General features: G+C 60.9%; 14 protein-coding genes. 7 read left to right on the top strand and 7 right to left on the bottom strand.

Features of this window, described 5'->3' with window-relative positions:
- Nucleotides 1–148: 148 nt before the first annotated feature.
- From O9Z63_RS06715 to O9Z63_RS06695, 5 genes are all read left to right on the top strand, one after another.
- Nucleotides 149–1,252: a glycosyltransferase family protein gene (locus O9Z63_RS06715; RefSeq protein ID WP_270128543.1), complete on the top strand. Its 1,104-nt coding sequence runs from the start codon at nt 149–151 to the stop codon at nt 1,250–1,252.
- Nucleotides 1,253–1,346: 94 nt separating this feature from the next.
- On the top strand, nt 1,347–2,357 hold the full coding sequence (locus tag O9Z63_RS06710) for a 3-oxoacyl-ACP synthase III family protein (RefSeq protein ID WP_270128542.1): 1,011 nt from the start codon (nt 1,347–1,349) through the stop codon (nt 2,355–2,357).
- Between the two features lie 121 nt (nt 2,358–2,478).
- Nucleotides 2,479–3,138, top strand: a complete 660-nt coding sequence (locus O9Z63_RS06705) for a metal-dependent transcriptional regulator (RefSeq protein WP_270128541.1) — start codon at nt 2,479–2,481, stop codon at nt 3,136–3,138.
- 92 nt (nt 3,139–3,230) lie between these two features.
- Nucleotides 3,231–4,622 carry a tRNA uridine-5-carboxymethylaminomethyl(34) synthesis GTPase MnmE gene (gene mnmE, locus O9Z63_RS06700; RefSeq protein WP_270128540.1) on the top strand — a complete coding sequence of 464 codons (1,392 nt, stop codon included), beginning with the start codon at nt 3,231–3,233 and terminating at the stop codon, nt 4,620–4,622.
- 232 nt (nt 4,623–4,854) lie between these two features.
- A complete protein-coding gene (locus O9Z63_RS06695) occupies nt 4,855–6,144 on the top strand; it encodes a citrate synthase (protein ID WP_044017767.1) in 1,290 nt (429 codons plus the stop codon).
- Nucleotides 6,145–6,228: 84 nt separating this feature from the next.
- On the opposite strand, the gene O9Z63_RS06690 is transcribed toward O9Z63_RS06695, so the two are convergent.
- The 7 genes from O9Z63_RS06690 to lepA form a co-directional block, all read right to left on the bottom strand.
- Nucleotides 6,229–6,588, bottom strand: coding sequence for a hypothetical protein (locus O9Z63_RS06690; RefSeq protein WP_270128539.1), 360 nt, complete (start codon nt 6,586–6,588; stop codon nt 6,229–6,231).
- A gap of 304 nt (nt 6,589–6,892) precedes the next feature.
- Nucleotides 6,893–7,255, bottom strand: a complete 363-nt coding sequence (locus O9Z63_RS06685; RefSeq protein ID WP_270128538.1) for a hypothetical protein — start codon at nt 7,253–7,255, stop codon at nt 6,893–6,895.
- Between the two features lie 304 nt (nt 7,256–7,559).
- Nucleotides 7,560–9,500, bottom strand: coding sequence for an OmpA family protein (locus O9Z63_RS06680; protein WP_270128537.1), 1,941 nt, complete (start codon nt 9,498–9,500; stop codon nt 7,560–7,562).
- Nucleotides 9,501–9,511: 11 nt separating this feature from the next.
- A complete protein-coding gene (locus tag O9Z63_RS06675; RefSeq protein WP_270128536.1) occupies nt 9,512–10,093 on the bottom strand; it encodes a 7-carboxy-7-deazaguanine synthase QueE in 582 nt (193 codons plus the stop codon).
- 355 nt (nt 10,094–10,448) lie between these two features.
- Nucleotides 10,449–11,360, bottom strand: a complete 912-nt coding sequence (locus tag O9Z63_RS06670) for a bifunctional 5,10-methylenetetrahydrofolate dehydrogenase/5,10-methenyltetrahydrofolate cyclohydrolase (RefSeq protein WP_270128535.1) — start codon at nt 11,358–11,360, stop codon at nt 10,449–10,451.
- Nucleotides 11,361–11,373: 13 nt separating this feature from the next.
- Nucleotides 11,374–11,565 (bottom strand): hypothetical protein, encoded by a 192-nt coding sequence (locus O9Z63_RS06665; RefSeq protein WP_270128534.1) that lies wholly within the window; start codon nt 11,563–11,565, stop codon nt 11,374–11,376.
- Between the two features lie 113 nt (nt 11,566–11,678).
- Entirely contained in the window at nt 11,679–13,466 is a 1,788-nt protein-coding gene (gene lepA / locus O9Z63_RS06660) for a translation elongation factor 4 (RefSeq protein ID WP_270128533.1), read from the bottom strand.
- A gap of 278 nt (nt 13,467–13,744) precedes the next feature.
- On the opposite strand from lepA, the gene O9Z63_RS06655 reads away from it, so the two are divergent.
- Together O9Z63_RS06655 and fdhA are read left to right on the top strand one after the other, a co-directional pair.
- On the top strand, nt 13,745–14,152 hold the full coding sequence (locus O9Z63_RS06655; RefSeq protein ID WP_044017777.1) for a GlcG/HbpS family heme-binding protein: 408 nt from the start codon (nt 13,745–13,747) through the stop codon (nt 14,150–14,152).
- 69 nt (nt 14,153–14,221) lie between these two features.
- Nucleotides 14,222–15,454, top strand: a complete 1,233-nt coding sequence (gene fdhA, locus O9Z63_RS06650; protein ID WP_270128532.1) for a formaldehyde dehydrogenase, glutathione-independent — start codon at nt 14,222–14,224, stop codon at nt 15,452–15,454.
- Nucleotides 15,455–15,468 lie beyond the last annotated feature (14 nt).

The following is a 15,468-nucleotide window of genomic DNA, read 5'->3' as shown; positions in this document are numbered from 1 at the left end:
GGCTGTTTGTTCAAGAAGTGTGTAGCGCGCCCAACAGAACGACCAGCCAGTTAACCATCAAACAATTCAACCACTCAGCCGCAAACTTACCATCTTCGCTGCCACAATGCCGCATCTGCCGCCCCCAACCGTCATATTACTGGCCTCAGTGCTCAAGCCCCTGGACGATACCCGCATGTTCGGGAAGTTCGGGCGCACCCTGGCCGGGCGGCCGGATACGGTGGTGCACATAGCCGGGCGGGCGGCGCCCCACCCGGCCGATGCTCCGGCCAACCTGCACACCCACACGCTGCTACGTGGCACCCGCCTGAGCCTGGACCGGCTGCAGGCCCAGCTCCGCTACGGGCAGCTGCTGCGGCAGCTGCAGCCCCGGCTGGTGGTGGTGCACGCCCCGGAGTTGCTGCCACTCACGCTGCTGTGGCAGGCGCTGGGCCGTGGCCGCCACTTCCTCTACGATGTGCGCGAAAACTACGCCCTCAATATCCGGACGCAGCGCGTGTACCCGGCCTGGCTGCGCGGGCTGCTGGCCGGCGCGGTGCGGGGCCTGGAAACCCTGGCGGCCCGCCGCGCCGCCCGCGTGCTGCTGGCCGAGCGCAGCTACGCGGCCGAGCTGCCCTTTGCCCAGCCCGAAAACACCATAGTGCTGGAAAACAAGTACCAGCCCCAGCCCGGCGAGACACTCCCGGCCCAGGCTGGCCCGATGCCGGCTCCAGGCCAGCCGCTGCGGCTGCTGTACTCAGGCACTATTTCCGAGTTGAACGGCGTGTTTGAGGCCGTGGCCTTTGCGCAGAACCTGCGGCAGCACTGGCCCACGGCGCAGCTCACCATCATCGGGTTCTGCCAGCAGCCGGCGGTCCTAGCCCGGTTGCTGCAGTTGGTGGCCACAGAGCCGGGCGTCGTGCTCATCGGCGGCGACGTGCCGGTGCCGCACGCCCGCATCGTGGCCGAAATCCAACGCAGCCACCTGGGCCTGCTGCCGTATCGGCCGCACCCCAGCTCGGCGCAGTGCGTACCCACCAAGCTCTACGAGTATCTGGCCCATGCCCTGCCCCTGCTGATGCCGCCCAATCCGCTGTGGCAGCAGGTGGCCGCGCCCTACGCATCGGCCATAACCGTCGATTTCCCTCACGTTTCCAGCGAGTTTGTAGCGGAGCTGACCACTCGCCAGTTTTACCCAGACGGCCCGCCGGCCGCGGCCCTGTGGGCTGCCGAAGCCATAAAATTAGGCGCCGTGGTGGATTCTATCCGGTAACTGCCGACCTTTGCCGGCCGTTAGAGAGCGGATAGCCTGTTTTTTCTTACTTTCGGCACCTCCTGCCCCGTTTCTCTGCCTAATTCCCTTCCTCATGTCTACTCTCCGACATTCTGAAATTGCCGGCGTTGGCCACTACGTTCCCGAGCGGGTCGTAACCAACGCCGACCTCACTGAACTTATGGAAACCACCGACGAGTGGATTCAGGAACGCACCGGCATTCGGGAGCGGCGCTGGTTTGAGGAGGGCAAAGACACCACGGCCAACATGGGCGCCAACGCGGCCCGCAAGGCCCTGGAAATGGCGGGCCTCACGCCCGACGACGTGCAGATGATTGTGTTTGCCACCCTGTCGCCCGACTATTTCTTCCCGGGCTCGGGCGTGCTGTTGCAGCGCGAGCTGGGCATCGTGGCCCCCATTCCGGCCTTCGACGTGCGCAACCAGTGCTCGGGCTTCGTGTACGCCCTGAGCATGGCCGACCAGTTCATCAAAACCGGCATGTACGATACGGTGCTGGTAGTCGGCTCCGAGATTCACTCCTCGGGCCTCGACATCAGCACCCGCGGCCGGGGCGTGTCGGTTATTTTCGGGGACGGCGCCGGCGCGGTGGTCCTGCGGCCCAGCACCCGCGAAGGCCACGGCATTCTCAGCACCCACCTGCACTCCCAGGGCGAGCACGCCGAGGAGCTGATTGTGAAGGAGCCCGGCTCTAACCGCAACAACCGGGTGGACTACGTCGTGGCCAACGAGCTCGACATGTACCCCTACATGAACGGCCAGAACGTGTTCAAGCACGCCGTAGTGCGCTTCCCGCAGGTTATCAAGGAGGCCCTCGACCAGAACGGCTACGAGTCCAAGGACATCGACATGCTGATTCCGCACCAGGCCAACCTGCGCATCACGCAGTTTGTGCAGCAGAAAATGGGCCTCACCGACGACAAGATTTTCAGCAACATCCAGCGCTACGGCAACACCACCGCCGCCAGCGTGCCCATCGCCCTGAGCGAAGCCGTGCAGGAAGGCCGCATCAAGCGCGGCGACCTGGTGTGCCTGGCCGCCTTTGGCTCGGGCTTCACCTGGGCCTCGGCGCTCATCAAATGGTAAAGAAGACGATTGAAAATTGAGAGTTAAGAATTGAAGAATGGCCGTTTTCTGACGCTACTACAGCTCAGAAGCGGCCGTTCTTACTTCCTGATTCTCAATTTTTAATTTTTAATTCAGACAGATGCCCAGCTTCACCGAGGAGAATTACCTGAAGGCCGTGTACAAGCTGGCCGAAGCGGCGCCGGGCTCCGACGTGAGCACCAACAGCATTGCCGAGGTCCTGCAGACCCGCCCGGCCTCCGTCACGGATATGCTGCGCCGCCTCGGCGAAAAAGGCTTGCTGCACTACCAGCGCTACAAGGGCGTGTCGCTCACGGCCGAGGGCCGGCAGCTGGCGTTGCTTACCATCCGCAAGCACCGCCTGTGGGAGGTGTTTCTGGTGCAGAAGCTGGGCTTCAACTGGGATGAGGTACACGAAGTGGCCGAGCAGATGGAGCACATCGACTCGCCGCTGCTCGTGCGCCGCCTCGACGAGTTCCTGGGCTTCCCGCGTCTCGACCCGCACGGCGACCCAATCCCGACCGAGGACGGCGCCATGCTGCGCCCCAGCCACCGCCTCGTGGCCGACCTGCTGCCCGGCGAGCAGGGCCCGGTGGTAGCCGTCAAGAACACGTCGGTGGCCTTCCTGCAGTACCTCGACAAAGCGGGGCTTAAGCTGGGTTCCTATATTGAAGTACTGGACAAGGTAGAGTTTGATAATTCTTTGGAAGTCAGAATAAACAACTCCATCACCACCATGCTTTCGGCGGAGGTAAGCCGCAACCTGTTCGTGGCCGGTTAGGAGTCCGGTCGGCTGGTGGCGGGCTGGTTTGCCGGAAGATTTATGCCCGGCCAGGGTTGCGTACCTTTGCGCCCGAACCAGCTGTTTTGCCTGTGGCCCTAGCCCATCCTCCCGCGCTTTCCGACACCATCATTGCCCTATCTACCCCGCCCGGCGCGGGGGCTATTGCGGTGCTGCGCCTTTCCGGCCCCGAGGCCATTGCCCTCACTGACGGCGCCTTTGCCGGCAAGCGCCTGCGCGACCAGCCGGGCCACACCCTGCACTACGGCACCATCCGCGACGCCGACCGGATTCTGGACGAGGTAGTGGTGTCGCTGTTCCGGGCCCCGCACTCCTACACCCGCGAGGACGTGGTGGAAATCAGCTGCCACGGCTCCGACTACATCGTGCAGGAGGTGCTGCGCCTCTTCACGCGGCGCGGCGCGCGGCTGGCCGAGGCCGGTGAGTTCACCAAGCGCGCCTTTCTGCACGGCGCCTTCGACTTGGCTCAGGCCGAGGCCGTGGCCGACCTGATTGCCGCCGACTCGCAGCTTTCGCACCAGGTAGCCATGCAGCAGATGCGCGGCGGCTTCTCGCGCGAGCTGAAAGACCTGCGGGGCCGCCTCGTGCAGTTCGCCGCCCTGCTAGAGCTGGAACTGGACTTCGGCGAGGAAGACGTAGAGTTTGCCGACCGCACCGGGTTGGTGACGCTGCTCCAGGAAGTGCAGGCGCTGGTTCGCCGGCTGCTCCGCTCCTTTGAGCTCGGCAACGTCATCAAGAACGGCGTCACCACCGTCATTGCCGGGCGGCCCAACGCCGGCAAAAGTACCTTGCTCAACGCCCTGCTCCACGAGGAGCGCGCCATCGTCTCGGCCATTGCCGGCACCACCCGCGACCTGATCGAAGACGAGGTCAGCATCGACGGCATCCGGTTCCGGTTTGTAGACACGGCCGGCCTGCGTGATACCACCGACGTGGTGGAATCCATGGGCGTGGAGCGCACTATGAAGCGGGTGTTGCAGGCCGCTTTGGTGGTATATCTATTTGATATTACGACCACTAATCCCACCGAGCTTCAAGCGGAGATTCAGGCCCTGGGACTGGCCCCCGGCGTACCGGTGCTGGCCGTCGGCAATAAGCTCGACACCGCCTCCGACCCCGAACTGGATGCCTTCCGCAGCCGCCCCGGCACCGTGCTCATTGCGGCCAGCCGCGGCGACGGCCTCGACGAGCTGCAGCAGGCGCTGCTGCAACTGGTGCGTGGCGAAGGCCTCGACCGGCTGGGCAGCAGCACCATCGTCACGAACCTGCGCCACGCCCGCAGCCTAGAAGCGGCCGCGCTGGCGCTTAACGCCGTGCTGACGGGCCTGGCGACAGGCGCCGGCACCGAGCTGCTGGCCGCCGACCTGCGCCACGCCCTGGCGGCGCTGGGCGAAATCACTGGCGAAATTTCTTCCGACGATTTGCTGACCAGTATTTTCACTCAGTTCTGCATCGGTAAATAAGGCGGAGCCAGTATCTTGCAGGCGAATTTTCGCTGGCAGCCACATTTAATCTGCATTAAATTGCCGCTTAGCATACTACCCGTACGGCCGGACTGCTTTTCTTTGCGGATACATTCATTCTCAAACAACCCAGGGGTACGGTTTGTAGTAGCAGTACTCAAACAAGCTCAAGCTTTCCGGCTACCCGGTAATTCTTTAGCTTCGCCCCCGAACCACCCTCTAATCCTCCTTTATGGCAGAGTCTGCTGAATTGATCCTCGACGGGAAATCCTATTCCCTTCCCGTCATCGAAGGCACCGAACACGAAAAGGCATTCGACATCGGTAAGCTGCGCGACCAGACCGGCTACGTAACCCTCGACTCGGGCTACAAGAACACCGGGGCCACCAAAAGCGCCATTACGTTTCTGGATGGTGAGGAAGGCATTCTGCGCTACCGGGGCTATCCAATCGAGCAGCTCGCTGAGAAGTCCAGCTTTCTGGAAGTAGCCTACCTGCTGATCTACGGCGCGCTGCCCACCCAGGCCCAGCTCGACGACTTCCAGCACCAGATTACCAAGCACACGCTCGTGCACGAAGACGTGCGCAAGATTTTCGACGGCTTCCCGTCGGCGGCCCACCCGATGGCCATCCTCAGCAGCCTGATCTGCTCGCTCACCGCTTTCTATCCAGAAAGCGTGTCGCCAGACCTGAGCAAGGAAGAAATCGACCTCAACGTCATCCGCTTGATGGCCAAGATTTCGACCATTGCGGCCTGGACGTACAAAAACAACATGGGTCACCCGCTGAACTATCCGCGCAACGACCTCGACTACTGCTCAAACTTCCTGTACATGATGTTCAGCTTCCCTACGGAGAAGTATGAAATCAACCCTGTGGTAGTTAGCGCCCTCAACAAGCTGCTCATCCTGCACGCCGACCACGAGCAGAACTGCTCCACCTCGACGGTGCGCCTGGTAGGCTCGGCCAACGCAAGCCTGTACGGCTCGGTTTCGGCCGGTATCAACGCGCTGTGGGGCCCGCTGCACGGCGGTGCCAACCAGGAAGTGCTGGAGATGCTGCAGGCTATCCAGAAGGACGGCGGCGACACCAGCAAGTTCATTGCTAAAGCAAAAGACAAGAACGACTCGTTCCGCCTGATGGGCTTCGGCCACCGCGTGTACAAGAACTTCGACCCGCGCGCCAAGATCATCAAGAAGGCCGCCGACGAAGTGCTGACCGCCCTGGGCATTGATGATCCGCTGCTGAAGATTGCGCAGGAGCTGGAGCAGGCCGCCCTCACCGATCCATATTTCGTTGAGCGTAAGCTGTATCCGAACGTCGACTTCTACTCCGGCATCATCTACCGCGCTATCGGTATTCCTACCGAGATGTTCACGGTGATGTTCGCCCTGGGCCGCCTGCCCGGCTGGATTGCCCAGTGGAAGGAGATGCGCGAAAACAAGGAGCCTATCGGCCGCCCACGCCAGATCTATACCGGCGAACTGGAGCGCGACTATCAGCCCATCGCGCAGCGTAGCTAATAGCAAACTGCACTAGAACAAGAAGAAGGCCCACTCTCGGTTGAGAGTGGGCCTTCTTCTTGTTCTACTAATCCGGAAAGCAGCTTAGCGGCTACCGAAGGCCATGAGGTCGGCTTTGGCCTGGGTGTAGGCCACCATCTGGCGGGGCCACAGAATCGTGGCGAGGTCCCACTCGTAGCGGGCCTGTACTTCGGCCATCTGCTGGTCGAGGGTGGCGGCATCGTTGGCAAAGCGGGTCTGCAGGGCCTGCACTTCGCCGAGCAGGCGCAGGTTCAGCTGGCGGACTTTCACGTATTGACCTTCGTTGAGGGGCGTTACGCGGGCCATTTGCCGGGTAAGCGCGGTAGCCCGCGAAGTGAGCTTCTGCTGATCACCAGGGCCGGCTTTTGCTACGCCAACAGTCATCAGGAGCACAAGCAGGAGAAATGCGGAGAGGTTCTTCATGATGGTTGGGATTTTGGTGGAGGTTGAACGGTAACAATCAGGGATGGTGCCACCCAGCGCATCCAAGGCGGCTGGCTGCGGTAAGGCACTATTGAATATAATACTTATTAAATGAATATCCACATATTTTAACGATTTATTTACAAAACCGCCTTTATAGCACTATCCCGGCTTGCTCGCTGTACCTAAGCAGGAAGGCTACCCGTCAAACGATGCAACTAACAGGAGCTGCGGCCGACAGCCTCCTTACAATAGAAAAGCCCGCATAAACGGGCTTTTCTATGTGGCGGTAATCTACCAGCGGCTAGCGCGGCGCCGGTGTGCTCAGCGCCGTCATGGTGGAGCGCGACTGCTGGAATACGGCCAGCTGCGCCGGGCGCATCAGGGCGGTCAGCGCCATTTCGTAGCGGGCTTGGGCTACGGCAAGCCGCTCGTCCATAATGGCCGGGTCGGCAGCGAAGCGGGTTTTCAGGTCCTCCATTTCCGAGAACATGCGGATGTTGAGCTGCTTCACCCGCAGGTATTGTCCTTCATCGAGATGGGCCTTTTCGGCCTGGATGCGGGTCAGCGCCGTGGCGCGGGCCACTAGGGCGGCGTCGCCATTCGATTTGGCCTGTGCTACGAAGAACAGGGCCACTGCCACACCAGTGAGAAAAACGTGTTTCATACTACTAGGGGTTTGGAAGGTGAAAGATGTGAATGCTGATTTTGATACCCGGGGCCCGGCAGTAGGGGGGAGGAGCTAGGCCCTCGGGATAACCAAATGTACAATCAAAATTTAATAATACAAATTATTTTTATAACTATTCTAATTTCTAGCTTTTTCAGGCCCCTATCCTGCCTTTGATTATCAGCCACTTAAAGTCCTGGCAGAAAGAGATAATGCAAACAAAAAAAGTCCGACAGCCTATGCTGTCGGACTTTTACCGGGCCGTTTCAGGGCCGGCCCCTCTCCTGTTTTCGGTCTGTTGCTACAGGATTTTAAGCTCGATCCGCCGGTTTTGCTGGCGGTGGCTTTCTGTGTCGTTCGCTACCAACGGCTTGCTCTCGCCATAGCCTTTAAAGCGCAGGCGGTTTACCTTCACTCCCTGGCTGATGAGGTAGCTGTACACCGACTTGGCGCGGTTCTGTGAGAGTACCAGATTGTCGTCGTCGGAGCCCACGTCGTCGGTGTGGCCGATGATTTCCACCTGCACTTCCGGGTACTGCTTCAAGAAGCCCACCAGCCGGTTCAGTTCGGTGCGCGACTTCGGCTTGAGGGCGTACTCGCGGGTGTCGAAGAACAGGTTGTTGAGCACGATGCTGCGGCCGGAGCGCACCGGCTCCAGGTAGATGTCCAGCACCAGCGGATCGAAGCTGCGCTTGTCGCTGTAATCGAAGCTAAGGCTGCTCATCAGGTATTTGTCGGCCGCCGCGTACATGGCGTACTGTCGGCCTTCGTTCAGCACCACCGTATAGTCGCCGTTTTCCGAGTCGGACGTGACGTACTGGGTCAGCTCGTCGGTGTTTAGGTCGTAGAGCTGCACGTCGGCCTGAATAGGCTTTTTGGTGACGGCATCGAAGACGCGACCCTGGGTGTAGGTGCTGGTTTCGCGGGCCCGCACCTGCTGGGGCACCTCAAAGCTGAACAGCTCTACCGGACGGTCCTGCTCTTTGCGCACACCCGGCTCCGCGGCCCGGGAGCGGGAACAGAAGCCGCGGCGGTTATCGGAGGAGATGAACAGGGAGGCCTCATTCTCGTGTGTATTAAGCGGATATCCCAGATTCATGGGTTCATTCCAGGTGGTAGCGCTCTGCTGCTCGCAGCGGTACACGTCCAGCCCGCCCATGCCTACCAGCCCGTCCGTCACGTAGTAGAGCGTGCTGCTGCTGGCGTGGATGAAGGGGGCCATGTCTTTGCCGGGCGTGTTCACGGGACGGCCCAGGTTGCGGGCCGGCGTCCAGTTGCCGTTGGCGTCGAGGGTGGTCACGTAGATATCTTCCTGCCCCTGCCCGCCCCGCCGGGTGGACGTGAAGTACAGTGTGCGCCCATCGGCCGACAGCGTGGGCTGCGAGTCCCACTCCACCGAGTTGACGGTGCGACCCAGGTTCTGCGGCTTGCTCCAGTTGTTGCCGGTGCGGCGCGAGATATACAGGTCGCAGTTGCCGACCGAGTTGGGCCGGTCGCAGGAGGCAAATACCAGGGTTTTGCCGTCGCCGGAAATCGTGCCGGCGCCTTCGTTGTAGGGCGTGTTGATGAAGGGCGAGATGGAAGCCGGGTCGCCGATGCTGCCATCCTTGTTCATCTTCGAAACGAACAAGTCCTCCCCGCTTTCGGAGGTAGGCCGGCCCGTATAGAGCAGAAACCGGTTGTCGGCGGTGAGGGCCGGGAAGTACTGAAACCGGAACGTGTTGAGCGGGGCCCCGAGGCGCTCGGGCTGCACCCCGATGGGGCTGGCCATGGCCTTAGCGGCGAATTCGCAGTTGAGCAGCTGGCGATGGGCCCGCGGGGCAAAGCGCTGGGCTTTGGGCCCCGACTTCAGCAGGCGGCGGTAGCTTTCGGCGGCCGTCTGGTACTCACCGAAGCTCATGGCCAGCTCGCCCAGCGTATAGTAGTCGTTGGCGCGGTTGGCGTCGGCGGGCAGCTTGGCCAGCCCGTCGCGGTAGGCCTCGAAGGCCGGACGGTTTTCGCCCATGGCCTTCAGCAGGGAGCCTCGCAGCACATAGGGCTCGCCCAGCGACGGAAACTTCTGGTTGAGCACCGTCAGGGTTTCGATGGCCTTGGCAAAGTTGCGCTCCTTGGCCTGGGTCTGCGCCTTGTCCCATAGGCTGCGGGCTTTGGTATTGGCGGTAGCCAGGGTGGCTTGCGCCGCCGCCCCTAGTGGGAGCAGCATACAGGCCAGCAGCGGCACAGCAGACAGGGATAGGCGCATAGAGCGGGATACTACGGGATATCGAGGAATTTATGGGTCTGCAACGACACCTGCCACCGCGGATTGTCTTTCACATAGTCCACAATCAGCGGCATCATCTGCGAGGCCTTGCTCCACTCCGGCTGCAGGTACAGCCGGCAGTCGGGGCCTACCTGCGCGGCGTGCTCTTCGGCCCAGGCAAAGTCCGACTTATTGAAAACGATAATCTTAAGCTCGTGTGCTTCCCGCAGAGTTTCGGGCAGCGGGGCCTTGAATTTCTTGGGCGATACGCAGATCCAGTCCCACTCGCCACTGAGCGGATAGGCGCCGGAGGTTTCAATCCAGTTCTGGCAGCCAGCAGCGTGCAGGGCCTGCGTCAGCGGCCCCAGCTCGTACATGAGCGGCTCGCCACCGGTAATCACAACGTTGCGGCCCGCGTGGGCGGTAGCAGCAGCCACCATATCCGCAATAGCGACGCGCGGGTGCTTGTCGGCGTCCCACGACTCTTTCACGTCGCACCAGACGCAGCCCACGTCGCAGCCGCCCAGACGCAGGAAATAGGCGGCGCGGCCCGTGTTGTAGCCCTCGCCCTGAATGGTATAAAACTGCTCCATGAGGGGCAGCGCAGCGGCCGGAACCTCAGAGTTGCTTGAGGCCGCCGACACAAGAGGAAGTTCGTGCAGCAAAATGGGTAGAAAACAGGTAAAGCCGGGCCGCCGGCAGGCACGCCGAATCTCAACCGATTCGGCCCCTTCCCCGTCGGCCCGACTTTAAAAGTAGTACAACGCCCCGAAATTCAAAAGCCCGGGGCAGGTTTTATTGGATTTTACAGTTGAGTGCTGGAAGTGAGTTGTCGGTTAGGAGTTGTCCGTTGATAGTTGTCTTTTGTCAGTATCTGATGAGGTGCTTTTGCAAACAAACCAGCAACTGACAACGGACAACTATTAACGAACAACAGACAACTATCAACTACTTAGGGTACACCTCCCCTTTGGCGGCTTTCAGCGTGTTGAGCAGCAGCATGGCAATGGTCATCGGCCCCACGCCACCCGGTACGGGCGTGATGTAGGACGTGAGCGGCGCCACTTCGGCAAAGTTCACGTCGCCCTTCAGCGCCCAGCCCGACTTCTTGTCGGCGTCTTCCACGCGGGTGGTGCCCACGTCGATGACCACTGCGCCAGGCTTCACCATATCGGCCGTCACGAACTCCGGGCGGCCCAGAGCGGCTACCAGGATGTCGGCGGTGCGGGTGATGTCGGCCAGGTTCTGGGTGCGCGAGTGGCATAAAGTCACGGTGCAGTTACCTGGCTCCAAGTTCTTGGCCAGCAGTATGCTAACCGGCGTCCCCACAATGTTACTGCGCCCGATTACCACGCAGTGCTTGCCGTCGGTAGGCAGCTCGTAGCGACGCAGCAGCTCCACGATGCCCGAGGGCGTGGCGGGCAGCAGTGCCGGCAAGCCGGCCACCATCCGCCCAATATTCATCGGGTGGAAACCATCCACGTCTTTCTCCGGCCGCACCGCCTCAATCACCTTGTTGGTGTCGATATGGCGCGGCAGCGGCAGCTGCACGATGAAGCCGTCGATGCTGTCGTCCTCGTTCAGCTCCTGCACCTTGGCCAGCAGCTCGGCCTCCGTGATGGTGTCTTCGTAGCGCAGCAGCGTGCTCTCGAAGCCCACCCGCTCGCAGGCCAGCACTTTGTTGCGCACGTAAGTTTCCGAGCCGCCGTCGTGGCCCACCAGAATGGCGGCCAGGTGCGGCGTCTTCTGGCCGGCGGCTTTGCGCTGGGTTACTTCGGCAGCAATTTCTTCCTTGATGGCCTCGGCGGTTTGCTTGCCGTCGATGAGGCGGTAGGTGGTGGCGTCGGGGGCAGTGGTCATGGGGTAGTTGGTATTAAGCAGGGTCCTGGGGTTGGTCGGAGGTTTTCTTGCTTTCGTGGGCGGCAATGGCGGCGGCGCCGGCGGCTTGCAGGGCGGCTTCCATCGTGGGCCAGTCATCTCTCCACCGGAACTTACGCTCCTGGCCTTTGATGATTTTTTCCAGCTGTTCCTGGCTCGTACAGTTCTTGAGAAGGGTTGAGGACATGTCTTAGAATGAGTAAATCATAGCACGCCGTGTCAAGAAGTGTATGAGGTGGAAAATGCGTTTTCGGTGTGAGCACAAAAAAAACGCGCCCCGATGGGGCGCGTTCCACTTCGTTAGTCGATTTTGAGGACGGCCAAGAAGGCCTCTTGCGGAATTTCTACGGAGCCGACCTGACGCATCCGCTTCTTGCCTTCCTTCTGCTTTTCGAGCAGCTTGCGCTTGCGGCTGATGTCGCCGCCGTAGCATTTGGCAATTACGTTTTTGCGCAGGGCCTTCACGGTTTCGCGGGCAATGATTTTCTGCCCGATGGAGGCCTGGATGGCAATTTCGAACTGCTGGCGCGGGAGCAACTCGCGGAGCTTTTCGCAGAGGCGGCGGCCCCACTCGTAGCTCTTGGAGCGGTGCACGATGGCCGAAAGGGCATCCACCTTCTCCCCGTTCAGCATCACATCCAGTTTCACCATATCCGACTCGCGGAAGCCGATCAGCTCGTAATCCAGCGAGGCATAGCCGCGCGAAATGGTCTTGAGCTTGTCGAAGAAATCGAACACGATTTCCGACAGCGGCAGCTCGAAGGTCAGCTCCACCCGCTCGGAAGTCAGGTAGCTCTGGCCTTTGATGATGCCGCGCTTCTCCATACACAGCGTGATGATGGGCCCCACGTAGTCGGCCGCCGTGATGATCTGGGCTTTGATGTATGGCTCCTCGATGTGCTTGATCATGTTCGGCTCGGGCATTTCGCTCGGCGCGTTGATGGTCAGCCGCTGGTCTTTGGTGCCGGTGGCGTGGAACTGCACCGAGGGCACAGTGGTAATCACCGTCATGTTGAACTCGCGCTCCAGGCGCTCCTGCACGATTTCCATGTGCAGCATGCCCAGGAAGCCGCAGCGGAAGCCGAAGCCCAGAGCCACCGAAGTTTCCGGCTCCCACACCAGAGAAGCGTCGTTCAACTGCAGCTTCTCCATGCAGGAGCGAAGCTCTTCATACTCAGTAGTATCTACCGGATAAATACCAGCGAATACCATTGGCTTCACGTCCTCGAAGCCAACAATGGCTTCCTGCGTAGGCCGGGCTACGTGCGTGATGGTATCACCCACTTTCACCTCCCGGGCTTCCTTGATGCCCGAGATGAGGTAGCCCACGTTGCCGGCCCCGATTTCGGGGCGGGGCTCCTGGTTGAGGCCCAGGATACCGATTTCATCGGCGCCGTATTCCTTGCCGGTAGCCATGAAGCGGAGCTTGTCGCCCTTCTTCATGGTGCCGTTCTTGATGCGAAACAGGACTTCGATGCCGCGGTAAGAGTTGAATACCGAGTCGAAGATGAGGGCCTGCAGCGGCGCGTCCGGGTCGCCCTTCGGGGCCGGAATACGCTCACAGATGGCGTTCAGGATGGCTTCGATGCCGATGCCCGACTTGCCCGAGGCGGGAATGATTTCCTCCCGCTCGCAGCCGATGAGGTCCACGATTTCGTCGCTGACCTCCTCCGGCATGGAGTGGGGCAGATCGATTTTATTGAGGACCGGGATGATGGTCAGATCGGAGCCGATGGCCAGGTAGAGGTTGGAAATCGTCTGGGCCTCGATGCCCTGCGACGAGTCCACGATCAGCAAAGCGCCTTCGCAGGCGGCAATGGAGCGCGATACTTCGTAGCTGAAATCGACGTGACCGGGGGTGTCAATCAGGTTGAGCGTGTACATTTCCCCTTTGTAGGGGTACTGCATCTGAATGGCGTGGCTCTTAATGGTGATGCCCCGCTCCCGCTCCAGGTCCATGTTGTCGAGCAGCTGCGCTTGCATATCGCGCTTGGAGACGGTGCTGGTAAATTCCAGCAGGCGGTCGGCCAGGGTGCTCTTGCCGTGGTCGATGTGGGCGATGATGCAGAAATTGCGGATGTTCTTCACTAGAGGCGGTTTTTTGCAGTGGCGAAGATACGGGAAAGGCCCGGGAAAAGCTAAAATGGCCAACTCTCTATGCATGCCGGCCGTCCTTCTCAACCCGGTTTCGGTTGGATTGGGCCCGGCCTGGTGGCTAACGGCAGTGGCAAACCCGGCGCAACGGTACAGTATCGTCGCAAAAAGCGCACGGATCGTCGCAACTGCGAGCCTGGAACTGAACAAGGTGAGAGAATCCCCGTTGTAACGAGGACTGTTCTTTCACCTAACCATCCCAACCAAGCATTATGGGTATCACCCTCGAACAAGCCCAGGCCGCCGTGAAGGCCGCTCACGAAAAGTCCCTGGAAATGGGCGTGAAGATGAACATTGCCGTGGTGGATGCCGGCGCCAACCTGACGGCCTTCGCCCGCATGGACGACGCCTGGCTCGGCTCGCTGGACATTTCTATCAAGAAAGCCAAAACCGCCCGCTACTTCGATATGCCTACCGGCACCATCGGGGGTCTCTCCCAGCCCGGCGGCTCGCTCTTCGGCATCGAGCACTCCAACCTGGGCCTCATCACCTTCCCCGGCGGCATTCCGATTAAGAATGCCGAGGGCAAAGTCATCGGCGCCATCGGCGTGTCGGGCGACTCGGTAGAGAACGACCACACGGTAGCCGAAGCCGGCGTACAGGCCGTGGAAGGCCGCTAACGCCTACCCGCCCGCTCCCAGCTCTGGGGGCGGGCTTTTTTTATCTCTCCACCCAAAATTCCTACTCAGATGGCTGATAACAGAGGCGTAGTCTATACCGGTCCCGGCAAAGTGGAAGTGCAGAACATTGCATTTCCGGAGCTGAAGAACCCGAAAGGCAAGAAAATCACGCACGGTGTGGTACTGAAGGTGGTTTCCACCAACATTTGCGGCTCCGATCAGCACATGGTGCGCGGCCGGACCACGGCCCCGTCGGGCCTGGTGCTGGGCCACGAAATCACGGGCGAGGTGATTGAAATGGGGGCCGACGTGGAGTTCCTTAAGAAGGGCGACCTGGTGTCGGTGCCGTTCAACGTGGCCTGTGGCCGCTGCCGCACCTGCCGCGAGATGAAAACCGGCATCTGCCTGACCGTGAACGAAGGCCGCGCCGGTGGCGCTTACGGCTACGTGGACATGGGCGGCTGGATTGGCGGGCAGGCCGAGTACGTGATGGTGCCTTACGCCGACTTCAACCTGCTGCGCTTCCCCGATAAAGACCAGGCCATGGAAAAAATCCGGGACCTGACCATGCTCAGCGACATTTTCCCGACTGGTTTCCACGGGGCCGTGAAGGCCGGTGTGGGCCCGGGCGCGACGGTGTACGTGGCCGGAGCCGGCCCCGTAGGCCTGGCTGCTGCCGCTTCGGCCCAGCTGCTGGGTGCCGCCGTGGTGATTGTGGGCGACATGAACAAGGCCCGTTTGGCCCATGCCCGCTCCTTCGGCTGCGAAACCGTGGACCTGACGCTGGACGCCACCCTCACCGAGCAAATCACCCAGATTCTGGGCGTGCCGGAAATCGACTGCGCCATCGACTGCGTGGGCTTCGAGGCCAGCGGCCACGGCACCGACTCCAAAACGGAAGTACCGGCCGCCGTGCTCAACTCACTCATGGAAATCACCCGCGCGGGCGGCTCCATCGGCATCCCCGGCCTGTATGTGACCGAGGACCCGGGCTCCAAGGATAAGGCCGCGCAGAAAGGCAGCCTGTCCATCCGGTTCGGGCTGGGCTGGGCCAAGAGCCACTCGCTGCACACCGGCCAGACACCGGTGCTCAGCTACAACCGCCAGCTGATGCAGGCCATCCTATACGACAAGGTGCAGATTGCCAAAGCCGTGAACGTGGAAGTTATCAGCCTCGACGACGCTCCGAAAGGCTACGCCGAGTTCGACAGCGGGGTGGCCAAGAAGTTCGTCATCAACCCGCACAACCTGATTCCGGACGTGAAGCCTAAGGCCAAGAAGAAAGAGAAGGAAAAGGCATAACGCCGGGCTCCTTC

Source organism: Hymenobacter yonginensis (assembly GCF_027625995.1).
Taxonomy (GTDB): domain Bacteria; phylum Bacteroidota; class Bacteroidia; order Cytophagales; family Hymenobacteraceae; genus Hymenobacter; species Hymenobacter yonginensis.
Note: the sequence above shows the minus strand (reverse complement) of the source record. Positions and strands in the feature narration are given on the sequence as shown.